General features: G+C 35.1%; 16 protein-coding genes. 14 read left to right on the top strand and 2 right to left on the bottom strand.

The genetic code is table 11. The annotated features are described in order from the left end of the window. The first annotated feature begins 100 nt into the window (after window positions 1–100). The 9 genes from EPK97_RS14605 (at window position 101) to purD (ending at window position 10,833) form a co-directional block, all read left to right on the top strand. The gene (locus EPK97_RS14605; protein WP_162037368.1) at window positions 101–985 is read left to right on the top strand and encodes a phosphoribosylaminoimidazolesuccinocarboxamide synthase; all 885 of its coding nucleotides are present in this window, start codon (window positions 101–103) and stop codon (window positions 983–985) included. A 23-nt stretch (window positions 986–1,008) separates the two neighbouring features. After that, a complete protein-coding gene (purS, locus tag EPK97_RS14610; RefSeq protein WP_162037500.1) occupies window positions 1,009–1,251 on the top strand; it encodes a phosphoribosylformylglycinamidine synthase subunit PurS in 243 nt (80 codons plus the stop codon). Window positions 1,252–1,271: 20 nt separating this feature from the next. Then, complete coding sequence (gene purQ, locus EPK97_RS14615; protein WP_162037369.1) at window positions 1,272–1,961, top strand: phosphoribosylformylglycinamidine synthase subunit PurQ; 690 nt, start codon at window positions 1,272–1,274, stop codon at window positions 1,959–1,961. After that, window positions 1,942–4,182 carry a phosphoribosylformylglycinamidine synthase subunit PurL gene (gene purL, locus EPK97_RS14620; RefSeq protein WP_162037370.1) on the top strand — a complete coding sequence of 747 codons (2,241 nt, stop codon included), beginning with the start codon at window positions 1,942–1,944 and terminating at the stop codon, window positions 4,180–4,182. Before purQ ends, purL begins: the two co-directional genes overlap by 20 nt. Then, window positions 4,167–5,606, top strand: a complete 1,440-nt coding sequence (gene purF, locus EPK97_RS14625; protein ID WP_162037371.1) for an amidophosphoribosyltransferase — start codon at window positions 4,167–4,169, stop codon at window positions 5,604–5,606. The genes purL and purF overlap by 16 nt, the downstream gene beginning before the upstream one ends. Before the next feature lie 154 nt (window positions 5,607–5,760). After that, window positions 5,761–6,804, top strand: a complete 1,044-nt coding sequence (gene purM / locus EPK97_RS14630; RefSeq protein ID WP_162037372.1) for a phosphoribosylformylglycinamidine cyclo-ligase — start codon at window positions 5,761–5,763, stop codon at window positions 6,802–6,804. Beyond that, window positions 6,801–7,418: a phosphoribosylglycinamide formyltransferase gene (gene purN, locus EPK97_RS14635; protein WP_162037373.1), complete on the top strand. Its 618-nt coding sequence runs from the start codon at window positions 6,801–6,803 to the stop codon at window positions 7,416–7,418. The genes purM and purN overlap by 4 nt, the downstream gene beginning before the upstream one ends. Before the next feature lie 543 nt (window positions 7,419–7,961). Beyond that, a complete protein-coding gene (gene purH / locus EPK97_RS14640) occupies window positions 7,962–9,503 on the top strand; it encodes a bifunctional phosphoribosylaminoimidazolecarboxamide formyltransferase/IMP cyclohydrolase (RefSeq protein WP_162037374.1) in 1,542 nt (513 codons plus the stop codon). Between the two features lie 61 nt (window positions 9,504–9,564). After that, window positions 9,565–10,833, top strand: coding sequence for a phosphoribosylamine--glycine ligase (gene purD, locus EPK97_RS14645; protein WP_162037375.1), 1,269 nt, complete (start codon window positions 9,565–9,567; stop codon window positions 10,831–10,833). Window positions 10,834–10,997: 164 nt separating this feature from the next. Here the strand turns inward: purD and EPK97_RS14650 are convergent, their stop codons facing one another. Together EPK97_RS14650 and EPK97_RS14655 are read right to left on the bottom strand one after the other, a co-directional pair. After that, window positions 10,998–11,564: a TetR/AcrR family transcriptional regulator gene (locus EPK97_RS14650; RefSeq protein ID WP_162037376.1), complete on the bottom strand. Its 567-nt coding sequence runs from the start codon at window positions 11,562–11,564 to the stop codon at window positions 10,998–11,000. Further along, window positions 11,561–12,448, bottom strand: a complete 888-nt coding sequence (locus tag EPK97_RS14655; RefSeq protein ID WP_162037377.1) for an SDR family oxidoreductase — start codon at window positions 12,446–12,448, stop codon at window positions 11,561–11,563. The genes EPK97_RS14650 and EPK97_RS14655 overlap by 4 nt, the downstream gene beginning before the upstream one ends. 216 nt (window positions 12,449–12,664) lie before the next feature. Here EPK97_RS14655 and EPK97_RS14660 point away from each other — a divergent pair, with 216 nt between their 5' ends. The 5 genes from EPK97_RS14660 (at window position 12,665) to EPK97_RS14680 (ending at window position 16,826) form a co-directional block, all read left to right on the top strand. Next, on the top strand, window positions 12,665–13,333 hold the full coding sequence (locus EPK97_RS14660) for a Bax inhibitor-1/YccA family protein (RefSeq protein WP_162037378.1): 669 nt from the start codon (window positions 12,665–12,667) through the stop codon (window positions 13,331–13,333). 238 nt (window positions 13,334–13,571) lie between these two features. Then, window positions 13,572–14,618, top strand: a complete 1,047-nt coding sequence (locus EPK97_RS14665) for a DUF3048 domain-containing protein (RefSeq protein WP_240903839.1) — start codon at window positions 13,572–13,574, stop codon at window positions 14,616–14,618. A gap of 399 nt (window positions 14,619–15,017) precedes the next feature. After that, the gene (locus tag EPK97_RS14670) at window positions 15,018–15,335 is read left to right on the top strand and encodes a PadR family transcriptional regulator (RefSeq protein WP_162037380.1); all 318 of its coding nucleotides are present in this window, start codon (window positions 15,018–15,020) and stop codon (window positions 15,333–15,335) included. Continuing rightward, complete coding sequence (locus EPK97_RS14675; protein ID WP_162037381.1) at window positions 15,332–15,883, top strand: DUF1700 domain-containing protein; 552 nt, start codon at window positions 15,332–15,334, stop codon at window positions 15,881–15,883. The genes EPK97_RS14670 and EPK97_RS14675 overlap by 4 nt, the downstream gene beginning before the upstream one ends. Before the next feature lies 1 nt (window position 15,884). Next, window positions 15,885–16,826 (top strand): DUF4097 family beta strand repeat-containing protein, encoded by a 942-nt coding sequence (locus EPK97_RS14680; protein WP_162037382.1) that lies wholly within the window; start codon window positions 15,885–15,887, stop codon window positions 16,824–16,826. Window positions 16,827–16,940: the final 114 nt, after the last annotated feature.

The raw sequence follows: 16,940 nt of genomic DNA on the forward strand, positions 1-16,940 counted from the left end.
AAATACGATTTTGGTTTCTGGGGTCCCCGAAAAGTATTCGGAATATGCAACTTCGAATATTGTTCACTTTTTGGGGTATTTTTGAAAGGAGGGTTAACCTTTGAACTCAACGCCTACATTATTAACGGCTGTAGATTTGATTGATGCACCTTTAGTTTATAAAGGTAAGGTTCGAGAGCTTTATGATTTAGGGGAACATTATTTAATGGTTGTAACAGATCGTATTTCTGCATTTGATTATATTTTAGAACCAGGCATTCCTGATAAAGGAAAAGTCTTAAATCTAGTCAGTAAGTTTTGGTTTGATCAAACAGAACCTATGATACCGAATCATATGGTGCATGCAGATGTGAACTTATTAAATGATGTGATAAAAAAACCGGAATTACTACAAGATCGAGTGATGGTAAGCCGCAAAGCAGAACGAATCGATATTGAATGTATAGTAAGAGGCTATATTACTGGTGGTGGATGGAGACAATATCAAAACAATGGTGAAATTAACGGAATTAAGCTGCCAACAGGAATGAGAAAAAACCAGAAGTTAGATGTCCCTATTTTTACCCCTTCTTTAAAAAATGATGTTGGACATGATGAAGACATTCCAGTTTCAAAAATGCAAGAAGTTGTAGGAAAGTCACTAACCACAGAGTTGATGGTAAAAAGCTTGGAATTATACCAATTTGCACATGATTATTGTGAAAAACGTGGAATTATATTAGCAGATTGTAAGTTTGAATTTGGTTTTGTTGATGGAGAACTTATTTTAATAGATGAAATTTTTACCCCTGATTCATCAAGATATTGGTCTGAAGAAAAATATGCTCTAGATATAGATATTGATAGTATGGATAAAGAACCTGTTCGTACATTTTTATCACATACGACTTGGGATAAAAATAGTCAGCCAGATCCGTTGCCATCAAAAGTGGTAGAGGAAACATCTGCGAGATATAAAGAGATTTTAAATAAATTAGATCAATAGGTCATAGGAGGACAATGAGAGCAATGATAAAAGCAACCGTTCATGTCACGATTAAACAAAGCGTTTTGGATCCACAAGGAAATACAGTACAAGGTGCTCTACATTCTATGGGATTTGAAGAAGTGAATGACGTACGTATCGGTAAATATATGGAATTATCATTAGATACAACGGATAAAAACGAAGCAGAAAAAAGAGTAACAGAAATGTGTGAAAAATTGTTAGCTAACACTGTAATCGAAGACTACCGATTTGAATTAAATTAAGGAATGGAGGCAGATATCAAATGAACTTTGCAGTTCTAGTATTTCCAGGATCCAATTGTGATATAGATTGTTATAAAGCAGTCGAGGATACGACTGAGCAATCTGTAGAATATGTATGGCATACAGCAACAGATCTATCAAAATATGATTGCATTATTTTACCTGGTGGTTTTTCTTACGGAGATTATTTAAGAAGTGGTGCAATTTCTAGATTTGCTCCCGTCATGAATGAAGTGGTCAAAGCAGCAGAGCAAGGAAAATATATTATTGGCATATGTAACGGATTTCAGATTTTATTAGAATCTGGCTTACTGCCTGGAGCGATGAGAATAAACGATACTGTAAAGTTTCGCTGCCATCACAGTGATTTGAAAGTACAAAACAATACAAATCCTTTTACACATGAATATAAGATAGGGGAAGTTATTGATATCCCGATTGCTCATATGGAAGGAAACTATTATTGTGACGAAACGACGTTAGCTTCTTTAAAAACAAACAATCAAATCGTATTTACGTATGAAGGTGAAAACCCAAATGGTTCTGTTGAAAATATTGCTGGCATTTGTAATGAAAAAGGGAATGTTCTTGGCATGATGCCTCATCCGGAGCGAGCAGTTCATGAACTTTTAGGTTCAGCAGATGGTAAAAAAATGTTCACATCAGTTTTAAGTGCATGGAGGGAAAAAAATGGCGTTGCAATCGGTTAAAGAACCAACAATAGAACAAATTGCAGATCAGAAAATCTATCAACAGTTTGGTGTTACAGACGAAGAATTCGATAAAATATGTGGTTTTTTAGGTCGTAAACCGAACTATACAGAAATCGGTGTTTTCAGTGTGATGTGGTCAGAGCACTGTTCATATAAAACGTCCAAGCCTATTTTAAGAAAATTCCCAACAACAGGAGAACGTGTTCTAATGGGTCCTGGGGAAGGTGCAGGAATCGTAGATATTGGCGACAATCAAGCCGTTGTTTTTAAAATAGAAAGTCATAATCATCCATCAGCAGTAGAACCTTACCAAGGGGCAGCAACAGGAGTTGGTGGCATTATTCGTGATATTTTTTCCATGGGAGCTCGTCCAATCGCATTATTAAACTCTTTGAGATTCGGAAGCTTAAATAATGATCGTGTAAAATATTTGTTTGAACACGTGGTTGAAGGGATTGCAGGATATGGAAACTGTATCGGAATTCCAACCGTAGGTGGAGAAGTCAATTTTGATGATAGCTATGAAGGGAATCCGCTAGTGAATGCCATGTGTGTTGGTTTAATTGATCATGATCAAATTCAAAAAGGGGTAGCTGAAGGTGTAGGTAATCCCGTATTTTATGTTGGACCAGCAACTGGACGAGATGGAATACACGGTGCCACATTCTCTTCTGAGGAATTAACAGAAGAAACACAGGCGAAACGTTCTGCAGTGCAAGTTGGTGATCCTTTTATGGAGAAACTTGTGATGGAGGCTTGCCTTGAACTGATCGATTCAGGTATTGTACTAGGGATTCAAGATATGGGTGCAGCAGGTTTAACATGTTCTAGTTCTGAAATGGCAAGTAAAGCAGGAAACGGAATGGAATTGTATTTAGATCAAGTACCACAACGTGAGGAAGGCATGACAGCTTATGAAATGATGTTGTCTGAATCTCAAGAACGTATGTTATTTGTGATAAAACCTGAACATGAAGAACAAGCAGTAGGAATTTTTAAACGTTGGGGATTAGATTGTCCAAAGGTTGGAAAAGTTACAAATGACGGAAGTTTGAAGCTATTCCATCAAGGAGAGCTTGTTGCAGATATGCCTGTAACAGCTTTAGTGGATGAATGTCCAGTGTATAACAAATCATCAAAAGTACCTGCTTATTATGAAAGTAACCAGAAATTAGAACTTTCCTATGATGAAGTGAAGGACTTGAATCAAGCATTGAAAGACATCCTAGCTTCTCCGACCGTTGCAAGTAAAGAATGGGTATACAATCAATACGATTATATGGTGCGTACAAGTACAGCAGTACAACCTGGTTCAGACGCTGCTGTAGTCACGATTCGTGGAACACGTAAAGCATTAGCAATGACAACAGATTGTAATAGTCGTTTTGTTTACCTCGATCCAGTGGTTGGTGGGAAAATTGCTACGAGTGAAGCGGCAAGAAATATTGTTTGTTCTGGTGCAGAGCCACTTGCAATCACAGACAACTTGAATTTTGGAAATCCAGATAAACCAGAAATCTTCTGGCAACTGGATCAATCAGCAGAAGGCATTGCTGAAGCGTGTAATGTTTTAAATACACCTGTTATAGGTGGAAACGTAAGTTTATATAATGAAAACAATAAAGGTGCGATCAATCCTACACCTGTTATAGGTATGGTCGGTCTTGTTTACGACGTTGATCACATTACTACACAAGCATTTAAAAATGATGGAGACATCGTTTTCTTATTAGGAGATACAAAAGATGAATTAGGTGGTAGTGAGTTTCAAACGATCATTCACGGGAAAACAGAAGGGAAACCACCTGTTTTAGATTTAAATAAAGAAAAATTATTATTAGATACAGTGCTTCAAGCTATTCAAAAAGGTTTAGTTGCTTCTGCTCATGATTTATCGGAAGGTGGATTGGCTGTTGCATTAGCAGAATCATGTATCAGCGGGGATAAAGGAGCAGAAATTAACTTCCAAACGAACTTACGCTCAGATGTAGCTTTATTCAGTGAAAGTCAGTCCAGGATTTTATTATCCGCAACTCCTGAACAAGCTGAAACATTAGAGAAATGGCTTTTAGAGCAAGCTGTATCTTATCAAAAAGTAGGAAAAGTGACTAACAACTCAGACCTTCACATCCATGTGAATGATCAGCAAGTCATCCAGTCATCTGTAGAACAACTAGAAAAGGTTTGGAAGGATGCGATTCCATGTCTTATGAAGTAAAATACCCTCTATGGACAGGCAATTACTACAATGAAGGAATGGACCCCGAAGTTTTTGATAAATTAAAAGAGGAGTGTGGAGTCTTTGGTGTGTTTGGACACGCCGAGGCTTCTTTCCTTTCTTATTATGGGCTTCATTCTCTACAGCATAGAGGCCAAGAAAGTGCGGGGATTTGTACTTCAGATGGTACACAATTTCATTATCATCGGGGTATGGGTTTAGTAAAAGAGACATTTGAGAATGATAAACTTCTTGATTTAGCTGGTTCCATTGGAATAGGACATGTTCGTTACTCTACTTCAGGTGAGAGTGGAATTAATAATGCTCAACCGCTTGTTTTTAAATACAAAGAAGGGGATTTAGCGCTCGCAACAAATGGAAATTTAGTGAATGCACCTGATTTAAGAAAAAAATTAGAACAGCAAGGTTCCATCTTTCAAACTTCAAGTGATACGGAAGTTGTAGCTCATTTAATTGCGAGATCCAAACATGAAAAGCTGGAAGATGCAGTGAAGGAAGCTTTACAACAAGTAGATGGTGCATTTGCATTTTTATTTATGACACAGCATAAATTGATTGCTGCTTTAGATCCTCATGGATTACGTCCGTTTTCAATGGGGAAACTTGGTGATGCGTTTTTATTTACTTCGGAAACATGTGCATTTGATGCTGTTGGAGCAACGGCTGTTCGTGATCTGAACCCTGGAGAAATGATTATTTTAGATGAGAATGGAATGAGGGAAGATCGTTTTTCTGAACCTAAACAACGTGCTTTATGCTCCATGGAATATATTTATTTTGCACGACCAGACAGTGATATTGAAAATAATAATATTCATACCGTTCGTAAACAAATGGGTAGACAATTAGCTACCGAAGCATTTACAGATGCAGATGTAGTAACAGGTGTTCCTGATTCAAGTATTTCAGCTGCGATTGGTTTTGCAGAACAAACTGGAATTCCATACGAATTAGGATTGATTAAAAATAGATATACAGGCAGGACGTTCATCCAGCCGAACCAAGAGTTACGTGAACAAGGTGTAAAAATGAAACTGAGTGCGGTTCGTAAAGTTGTAGAAGGAAAACGTGTCATTATGATTGATGATTCTATCGTACGTGGAACGACAAGCAAAAGAATTGTTAATTTACTTAGAGAAGCAGGTGCAACAGAAGTACATGTAAGAATCACTTCTCCTCCGTTTCAGAATCCTTGTTTTTATGGGATAGATACACCAAGTAGAGAAGAATTAATTGCTTCGGCCAAAACAGTAGAACAAATCAGACAATCGATTAATGCGGATTCACTTACCTTTTTAAGTCAAGAAGGATTAGTCAAATCTATAGGCAAAAATGTGGAAACACATGGGATGTGTTTTGCTTGTTTTGATGAGAAATACCCAACGAAAGTGCCATCTTGTTGAGTAGGCTTATAGTGCTAGCTCGTAAGTGGTACAAACGATGGACCAGCACGTCCTGTGAAAGTAAACACCTGCACCAGTTCATCCAAGAACTGGTGACAAGGCACCAGCAATTCTTGTGCTGGTAATCAATTTTGTTCTTGAGGAGTGAGAGAAAATGTCTGATGCTTATAAACAGGCTGGTGTAGACATTAACGCCGGTAATGAAGCAGTTGAACGGATGAAAAAACACGTAAAAAATACGTTTCGTCCAGAGGTATTAACGGATCTAGGTGGATTCGGCGGTTTATTTTCATTAAATAAAGATAAATATGAAGAACCCATTCTTGTTTCTGGAACAGATGGTGTTGGTACTAAATTAAAACTTGCATTTGCAATGGACAAACATGACACCATTGGTGTTGATGCTGTAGCAATGTGCGTAAACGATATTATCGTTCAAGGTGCAGAGCCATTATTTTTCTTAGATTATTTAGCTTGTGATCGAGTTATTCCCGAAAAAATCGAGTCCATTGTCAAAGGCATCTCAGATGGCTGTAAACAATCTGGTTGTGCATTAATCGGTGGGGAAACCGCAGAAATGCCAGGTATGTATGCTGAAGGAGAATATGACATTGCAGGGTTTGTTGTTGGTGTTGTAGACAAAAAGAAAATGATCGACGGTTCTTCCATTCAAGAGGGAGACCTCGTGCTAGGATTAGCATCTAGTGGGGTTCATAGCAATGGTTTTTCATTAGTTCGTAAACTATTACTTGAAAACGCTGGATACACGCTGAATGACCATTTAGATGAATTAGATGGAAAACTTGGTGATGTGCTTCTAAAACCAACGAAACTGTATGTTAAACCTGTTTTATCTATGTTGGAAAAAGTTCAGTTAAAGGGACTATCACACATTACAGGTGGAGGTTTTATTGAAAACATTCCTCGTGTTTTACCTGAAGGTGTGAATGTAGATATTAAAGATGGTTCTTGGGAAGTGCCTGCAATATTCTCATTGTTGCAAAGTAAAGGGAACATTAGTAAAGCGGATATGTTTCGTACATTTAATATGGGAATCGGTATGGTTATCGTTGTATCCGCTAACGATGCTGAGGAAGTAATTCACATTGCAGAACAACAAGGTGAATCTATTTATCAAATTGGTAAAGTAACAAAAGGGAGTCAAAAGGTGACATTTAATGGAGATGAAATAAAATGAGTTCATTTCGTATAGCTGTATTTGCATCAGGAAGTGGCTCAAATTTTCAAGCCATTTTAGATCATATCAATCAAGGGAAGCTGGATATCCATATCGAGCTTCTTGTTTGTGACAGACCTGAGGCAAAAGTGATAGAAAGAGCTAAGAACGCGGGGATTCCTGTATTTGCATTTCGACCTAAGGATTACACTTCGAGAGAGATGTATGAACAAGAAATTGTAAACGAATTACAAAAAAAACAAATCGATCTCATCGTACTCGCAGGTTATATGCGTCTGGTTACGGATACTTTGGTGAAACCTTACTATGGAAAAATGATTAACATTCACCCATCACTATTACCTTCTTTTACAGGATTAGATGCCATAGGGCAAGCCTATGAATATGGTGTGAAAGTAACAGGTATCACGGTGCACTTTGTAGATAATGGCATGGATACAGGACCGATTATTAAACAAGAGCCTGTAAAAATTCATGAAACAGATACAATAGAGGTACTAGAACAAAACATTCATAAAGTAGAACATCGTATTTATCCAGAAGTGATTGATTGGATTGCAGAGGGAAGAGTTAAGTTAGAAGGTAGAAAAGTTAGCTTTTACCCCAAAAAGTGAATAATAATCAATGATGTAATATCCGAATACTTTTCGGGGACCCCAGAAGTAAACAAATAGGTGAATAGAAACTAAGCGGCTTATTCCATATAGAATAAGCTGAGACATCATTAAAACCGTATCTATTCTCAACAGAAGTTTTATATATAGAAGGGTTACCGTTTCTGGTTAGCATCAATAAATACTTTTGTAAACATAGTGAAGGATATTATCCAATCAATAGGTGTATTTAAAAAATAGCGGTATTTAGCGGTCTTATTTAAGCAAAAATAAGCCCTGTATAAAAAATAAAGGTAAATAATGGTCTTAAATCAGTGATTTAATTGGATTTTGCTATGAAAATGGGAAAAACAGTGAATTTAAGACCAACAAATACCCTTATTTTAAAAAGAGTGTTAAAAATAGCAATATAAGACCATGAAATACCTTTATTTCTATTCAATTTATCAAAATCATAATTGGTTACTGATGAATAGGTTAATTGGATCGGAAAATCCTATTTCAATAATCAATAAATATACAAATAACAGGGAGGAACTATACGTGAGTATTAAAAGAGCATTGATCAGTGTATCGGATAAAACAGGGATTGTAGAATTTGCTGATCAGTTATCCAAATTGGGTGTAGAGATTATTTCCACTGGAGGAACTAAAAAACTATTAGAAGAAAAAGGTGTGCCTGTTATTGGTATTTCCGAGGTGACAGGTTTTCCAGAAGTTTTAGATGGTAGAGTAAAAACACTTCACCCAGCAGTACATGGTGGTTTACTAGCTGTGCGTGATAGTGAAAAACATCAACAGCAAATGAACGAATTAGAATTGGATTATATCGATTTGGTTGTCGTCAATTTATATCCATTCCAACAAACTATTGAGAAATCAGACGTGACTTACGAAGATGCAATTGAAAATATCGACATCGGTGGACCAACAATGTTAAGATCTGCTGCTAAAAATCATGCATTTGTTACAGTAGTCGTAGATTCCAATGATTATGCTGAAGTGATTGAGCAGATCAAAAAGAGTGAAGATACTTCATTAGAAACTAGAAAAAAACTAGCTGCAAAAGTCTTCCGTCATACAGCAGCATACGATTCTCTTATTTCAAACTATCTATCAGAACAAATGGGTGAGGAATTCCCAGAAAGATATACAGTAACTTATGAAAAGGTGCAGGATTTACGTTATGGGGAAAACCCTCATCAAAAGGCGGCATTTTATCGCAAACCTTTAGCAGATGAAGGGAATATTACTACAGCTGAGAAATTACACGGAAAAGAATTATCTTATAACAATATCAACGATGCGAATGCGGCTTTACAAATTTTAAAAGAGTTTAATGAACCTGCTGTCGTTGCCGTAAAACATATGAATCCTTGTGGAGTAGGTATTGGGGAGACAATTGAAGCAGCTTATCAAAAAGCATATGAAGCAGATCCTGTTTCTATATTCGGAGGTATTGTCGCTTTTAACCGTGAAATCGGAAAAGAAACAGCAGAGAAACTACATGAGATTTTCTTAGAAATTATTATTGCCCCTAGTTATACAGAGGAAGCCATTGAAGTTTTAACAAAAAAGAAAAACATTCGTTTATTAAAACTAGGAGCAGCGCAACAAACTAACAAACAAGACCGAATTGTTACATCAGTGAACGATGGCATGTTAATTCAAGATATTGATACGTACCAATTAACGGATGAAGACATTAAGATTGTGACAGATCGCAAACCTACTGAGGAAGAATTGAAGCAGTTATTATTTGGTTGGAAGGTTGTAAAACATGTAAAGTCTAATGCGATCATATTAGCAAATGATGATATGACTATCGGGGTAGGAGCAGGACAAATGAACCGAGTAGGTGCTGCTAATATTGCAATACAACAAGCAGGAGAAAAAGCAAAGGGATCTATATTGGCTTCCGATGCATTTTTTCCAATGGGTGATACATTAGAATTAGCTGCAAAAGCAGGAATAACCGCAGTGATTCAACCTGGTGGATCTATAAAAGACGAAGAATCTATAAAAGTTGCAAATGAATATGGGATTGCCATGGTAGTTACAGGTGTGAGACATTTTAAACATTAGGATCTTAATCAATATGATCATAATTGCCAGTTAAATTAGATTTTGAATAGGAGGTTAAAAAATGAAAGTTCTTGTCATAGGTAGAGGTGGAAGAGAACATACAATCATATGGGCATTAAACAAAAGTCCAAAAGTAGAGCAAATTTATTGTGCACCTGGTAATGCGGGCATTGCTGAAATAGCTGAATGTGTGGACATCAATGAACATAACTTCGAAGAGTTAGGGCAATTTGCAAAAAAGACAAACATAGATTTCGTTGTAGTCGGACCAGAAGACCCTCTTTTTGCTGGGATTGTAGATTATTTTGAATCCATTCATATTCCTGTATTTGGTCCTAGGAAAAATGCAGCGATTATTGAAGGAAGTAAAGTATTTACGAAAGATTTGATGAAAAAATACAACATACCAACAGCCGCATATGAATCTTTTGATTCTTATGAAAATGCACTTCAGTATTTACATCAACAAAATCTGCCTATCGTGATCAAAGCGGACGGATTAGCAGCTGGAAAAGGTGTCATTGTAGCGCAGACGATGGAAGAAGCAATAGCGGCTTTAAAAGACATGATGTTGGATAAAGTTTTTGGTGAAGCAGGTAATAACGTAGTGATTGAAGAGTTTTTACAAGGACAAGAGATGTCCATTTTAGCGTTTGTGGATGGTGAAGTCGTTCGTCCGATGGTTCCTTCACAAGATCATAAACCCATCTTTGATGGAGATAAAGGACCGAATACTGGAGGGATGGGAACTTATTCCCCTGTACCCCATATTCCACAAGCCGTTGTGGATGAAGCCATCGAAACCATTCTAATACCAGCATCTAAAGCGATGGTGAGTGAAGGAAGAACTTTTAAAGGTATTTTATATGCTGGTTTGATGATTACGGAGAACGGACCAAAAACGATTGAATTCAACTGTCGATTCGGAGATCCGGAAACGCAAGTTGTTCTGTCACGTTTACAAACGGATTTAGCAGATATCTTTTTAGCGACGATCAATGGCAGACTGCAAGAACTAGAAATCAACTGGAGTGAAGAAGCTGCAGTTTGTGTCGTATTAGCTTCAGGAGGTTATCCAGGGGCTTATGAAAAAGGCATTTCGATGACTGGTTTAGATCAGGTAGAAAGTTCTGTTGTTTTCCATGCTGGAACGGCTTTAAAAGATGGACAAATCGTAACAAATGGAGGTCGTTTAGTAGGTGTGACAGCAACTGGATCAAATATCGCAGAAGCGCGACAAAAAGCGTATGCTGATGTTGAAAAGATTCAATATGAAGGAAAACATTATCGTACGGATATAGCACAAAAAGCACTAGTTGCACAACAATAAAAAGTGGATATAGAAGTTAAAATTTATTGAAAGTGAGCTATTGAACTTTCAATCCACGTTAAAATGCCGTTACTCAAATTTAGAGTAAGGGCATTTTTTTATAAATATGTGTACAATTATTTTTAATAATATTAACATGTTCATACTAATATTACAGGTTATTGTTATTTTACTAACAATTTATCAACAATATCATCACATAACTTAATAAGTCCATCCTCATCTTCATCCATCAGGCCATGTACAATCATTCCAATGCTCAACATATCCACAATTTTTAAGAGCTTTTGATCAATGGAGTAGTGTTCAGTTAGCTCTTTAGAAACAATGTTCTCTTCCATGATTCTCTTCTTCATTTTTACAAATTCCTGTTTATATTTTGGATCTTGAAAACATTTACTGATAAACAAAAACATCATGGAGAGATTTTCAGATTTATGTTTTATGGACTGGATTAGGTCTCTATTAAATTGTTTAAGGTTCTTTTCTAAAGACACTCCCTGTTCTATTTTTATCCCTTCTAAGCTATTATTTATTGAAAAAATGAAAGTTTCTTTAATTAAATCGTCAATATTCGAAAAATAATAATAAAACCCACCTTTACTGACGTTTGCTTTATTAACTACTTTGTTGATACTGATTTTTTCCAAACCTATTTCCACGATTAGTTCAATGGTTGACTGTAAAATATGTTCCTTTTTCTTTTTCGATTTCTCTGATATTTTCTTCATGATTTACTTGTATCATTCCTTTTCTCCATAAAATCTCTATAATATGTTTCAAGTTTTATTTTTCCATAACGAGGTGCAACAATATCATTTGTCATCACATTACAAAAGAATAAGGCTAATGCGTAATAACGTTTATTGAATATTTTTAACAAACGAATGAAAGGACTAACTACCCAAATTGGTACATTTACTACTTTTTCTTTTTTATCTGCAGACTTAAAAGCAAGATTAGCCATCTTCTTATAGCTGAGCACCTCTGGACCTCCAACCTCAAGTTCAACGTTATCCTTGTCAAAATTATTAACGCAGAATTTTGCCAGATCGCTGCCATGAATCGGATTCATTTTGTTTTTGCCATCTCCTATAAGATATACTTTCCCCTTCGCAGCCATTTCCAAGTACTCTGTTAAATCAGAAAAATATCCTGTTGGTTTTATAATTAGGTGATTTATAGGGCTTTGTTTTAGTTTTTGAACAAATCTTTTTTTAGCTTGCAGCACAGGAACATCTAAATGGTCTCCTAAAACATGAATATAGATAAACTTCTTAACGTTGCAGGACTCAGCTTCTCTAAGTAGGTTTAAATTCCCCTGATAATCTACATCCATATAAGTTAATCCGTCCTTTTGCTTGGTAATACCTACTGATGTGAATACATAATTCACACCATTACAAACCTCTTTTAATGTCTCTGGTTTTGTAATATCCCCTTCTATGATTTCATCTATCTTATCTATAACCTTCGGTTCAAAATAATTACCTCGATATTTCAAAGCGTCAGAATTTCTTACTAAAGCCTTTACTCTGTAACCACGCTCACTTAATTCATTTACTACAAAACGTCCTAAATATCCTGTTGCACCAGCAACCAACACGGTATCCATTTTTTAAACCTCCCATATATTTTTAGACCTTATTTTATTTTAGACTAAATAGTCGGTTTTATAAAGGGGCTAATTTGGATATTTTTAACTTATATATTCAATCGGAACTTATGTATAGAAGTTTAAATACATAGTTGGAAAAGCAAAACATATAGATATATGGTAAAATACTATTATCTGTTTTATTTTATGATTGAAAGTGAGGAGTTCAGTAATATGGAGTATCAGCAAAACCAAACGTTTACAGGTGAGTATGAGGATACGTATAATCATTCGTTTCATAAGTTGATGAGAATGTTTACGATTTCTCTATTGATCTCATTTGTTGGGACTTTAGTAGGAACACAAGTACCTGCTGCATTAATGTTTCCACTAGTGATTGTACAATTAGTAATGATTGTTGCCTCTATGTTTATCCGTCGTAGAGGAAAGCCAATTGGTTATGCATTTACGTATACCTTCTGTTTTATAAGTGGGATTACATTGTATAGTATCATTGGTGCTTATGTGGCAGCAGGTGCAGGATCATTAGTTACTACAGCTTTATTGTTAACTGTATTAATTTTTGTTGGGTTATCAGTATATGCCTATAATTCAAAAAGAGATTTTAGCTTTTTAGGTGGATTTCTTATGGTTGGGTTATTTGCATTAATTGGTCTTAGTATAATCGGAATATTTTTTCCAGCTTTACACTCAGGGACATTAGGACTTGCCATTTCATTTGCAGGGATTTTAATTTTCTCAGGATTTATCTTGTATGATATTTCTCGTTATAAAAACGGAGTTGCAGACGAAATGATCCCACTAGCTGTGCTTAGTTTATATTTAAGTTTCATTAATTTATTTTTGTACTTGTTACAATTTTTGGGGTTATCCAGAGATTAATATTGAGAGATATACAAGTAAGGCGCTGTCCATTTGATAGCGCCTTTTTTACGTTTTAAAATAGTTTTAACATTCCACCATGAGGAAATTGTCCCAACCATACCTCGATTGTTTTTATCACTTAAAAATAATTGAATGGTAACAGAGGAAATTTTTAGCTGTAAAATTTATCTAATCTATGGTTTAATAGAAATGCCAATTCTATAAAAAATTCATAGCAGGTGGTTGATTCGTGAGAATGAGAAGTTTAGGATTATTTATCTTTGTATTATGTTGTTCGATATTTTTTGCTGGGTGCGCAGAAACCCTCCCAAATGAAGCAGAAGAAGTGATAGAAACCGTCGAAGTAGTTGAAGAAGAGCCAATTGTTGAAGAACCAATTGAGGAACCTGAGATTGATTATCCTTATGTTTTTCCGTTAACTGGAGTAGGAACTGAAGAGGAAGCAGTACAGCGTCCGGTTATGGTTATGGTAGAAAATTCGCCATTAGCAAGACCGCAGAGTGGATTACATTTAGCAGATGTTGTTTATGAGATTTTAGCTGAAGGTGAAATCACAAGATTTGTATCTGTTTTTCAAAGTGAATCACCAGAAATCATTGGACCAGTTCGCAGTATTAGACCTTATTTTGTTGAGATTGGTGAAGGATTAGATGCATTAATTGTACATGCTGGTTGGAGTCAGGAAGCGATGAATATGATTTCTGGGCGTGGTCTTCCTAATTTTGACGAAGTATATGGAGATGGTGCTTATTACTGGCGTAGTGATGATCGCAGACCTCCACATAATCTCTATACCAATACTGAATTAATACGTAAAGGTGCAGCAAATAAAGGATATCGTGATACATGGACAGATGTAGAAATGACGTTCGCAGATGTAGAGACAATACTTGATGGAGATCCTGCAAATCAAGTAGAAATCCCCTATCTTCTTGGATATAAAGTGAACTATGAATTTAACGAAGAAGAAAATGTGTACTATCGCTATATGGCGGGGGAAGCACATAAAGATCGTGAAACTGATGAGCAGTTAATTGCAAACAATATCCTCATCGCTGAAGCGAATCACTATATTTTAGACAATGTTGGACGAAGAGATGTGGATGTATACGGACCAGGAACAGGTTACATCATTCAATCGGGCAAAGTAAAATCAATTACTTGGGAATATGTTCATGGGATCATTCGTGCTTTTGATGAAAACCAACAAGAGATTCCATTATTATCAGGTAAAACATGGATACATATTGTGCCTGTGGGTTCTGAGATTAAAATACAATAGATTTAGAACTATATTAAAGTTAATTCTTGATTGATAAAAAATTGACTGATCATAATACATAACTTATTTTTAGAAAAATATAAAAAATAGCAGAAAAGACCAAATCTCGTTTTGATTTGGTCTTTTATTAATACTTAACTGTAGATTTTTTATTGAATATGATAATAGCAGCATAATAACGTTTAAGTTCATTTGTATAAAGATGCTAACTAAACAGAGTGTTAAGTGCATCTAATCTTCTGACTACCTAAAGAAGTTGATTATCCAAATTATATTTTTTTCAGTACCTTGCAATGTTCACTAGTGTGTAGTATCATATACATAATAAATTACAGGAAATTTTTTTGAACAACTACTATACATTAATCAATAGTGAATATAAATGAAGGAGGTGGGGGCATGAACGTTCAATTTAAAAAAGGAGTGCTGGAATTATGTGTTCTGGTTCTGATTTCTAAAAAGGATCAATACGGTTATGAGTTAGCTCAAAATATTTCACGAAAAATTGAAGTTGCCGATGGAACGTTATACCCTCTTTTAAGAAGATTAACAAAAGAAGAATATTTATCTACTTATTTAGCAGAATCATCAGAAGGACCTGCGAGAAAATATTACGCTTTAACAGAACATGGTAAGACATATATGAATTTGTTAGTTGAGGAGTGGCATCAATTTTCAAATGCCGTGAATGATTTTATAGAGGAGGTATTAAATTGAGTAAAAATGATTTTTTGAATCAATTAGAATTTTTATTAAAAGATGTGTATGAATCAGATAAAAATGAAATTTTGTATGATTTTTTAGAACATTTTGATATCGGATTATCGAATGGAAAATCTGAAGAAGAGCTTGTTAGAGAGCTTGGAGATCCAAAAGTCATTGCAAAGGATTTATTGGCTGATTATAGAGTGACTAAGGCAGAAAAAGATAAATCAATCGGGAACATGTATAAAGCAATATTAGCAACTTTCAGTTTAAGTTTCTTTAATATCGTATTTATCGTCGGACCTGTCATCGGAATATTTGGAGTGTATTTAGCATTGTGTATCACTGCAGTTGTACTCACGATTTCTCCTTTGTTATTAATTCCAAATGTTATGTTTAACGGTTATGCAAATATTGAATTGAACTTTTTTGCATCGATTATGTTATGTGGCTTAGGGATTTTAATGAGCATTGGTATGATTCATACAGGTAAATTCTTGTATAATGTAACACTTCGTTATATTAAATTTAACATTAAAACAATTAAGGGAGGAAAATAAAATGAAAAAATTTGCTTTCTTAGGTATCATTTTAATCATTGTAGGAGCTGTAGGGGCATTCGTTTTTATAGACGGTGCGTTTGAAACGGTTGATATTTTTGAAGAAAAAATAGCATCGGGTAATCAATATAAAAATATTGAAATTGATACGAGTTCAGTAGATGTGAATGTTATACCAACAGACAAAGAAGAGTTAAGAGTTATGTTAAGTGGTGAAGTAAGCAGTCGATATGAAGAGGTATATGACTTGGTATTGAAAGAAATGGGAGATACGTTACAAATCGAGTTAAAAGAAAAGAATATTTTTTTTAATGTAGGGTTTGTCATTAATAACGTAGATCTACAAGTAGAAATTCCTCAAAAACTATATGACTCATTTAAAGTTGATGTAACTTCTGGAGATATTGAAGTTGCACAATTACAAGCAAATGGCCTTATATTATCTACGAGCTCAGGAGACGTTAAAATTGAAGAATTAAATGCAAATGATGTTGAGTTAACTGCTACTTCTGGAAATATCTCAGCTAAAAATGGAGTCATATCTTCAAATATATTAATCGAAACATCAAGCGGTGACATTGACGCAGAAAATATAATCACTAATATACTTACTATGGAAGTAACTAGTGGTAATATTGAATTTACCAATAATACAGTAAAAACATCAAACTTACAAACATCAAGTGGTAATATAACCATATATAATGATGAGCTTAAAGGAGATATAAAAGCCAAAACAACGAGTGGTGATATCACAATTGATTTGGAACAAGAAAATGAATCATTAATACTTGATTTTAAAACCTCTTCGGGAGACGTGGATATTAGAAGAGAAGGGTATTTATTTGAGGAGAAATCTGATTCGCGAGCAATCGGGAAAATGGGTTCTGGAAAATATAATATAGAAGCAAGAGCTTCATCTGGAGATATTACTTTAAAATAATAATAAATGGAATTTTATTAGTTAAACCTTACGTTATAACTAAATATGGTACAAAATAGATGAATTTGTTAGTTGAGGAATGGAACCAATTTTCAAATGTAATTAATGATTTTA

The organism is Chengkuizengella sediminis (assembly GCF_010078385.1).
GTDB lineage: Bacteria > Bacillota > Bacilli > Paenibacillales > KCTC-33759 > Chengkuizengella > Chengkuizengella sediminis.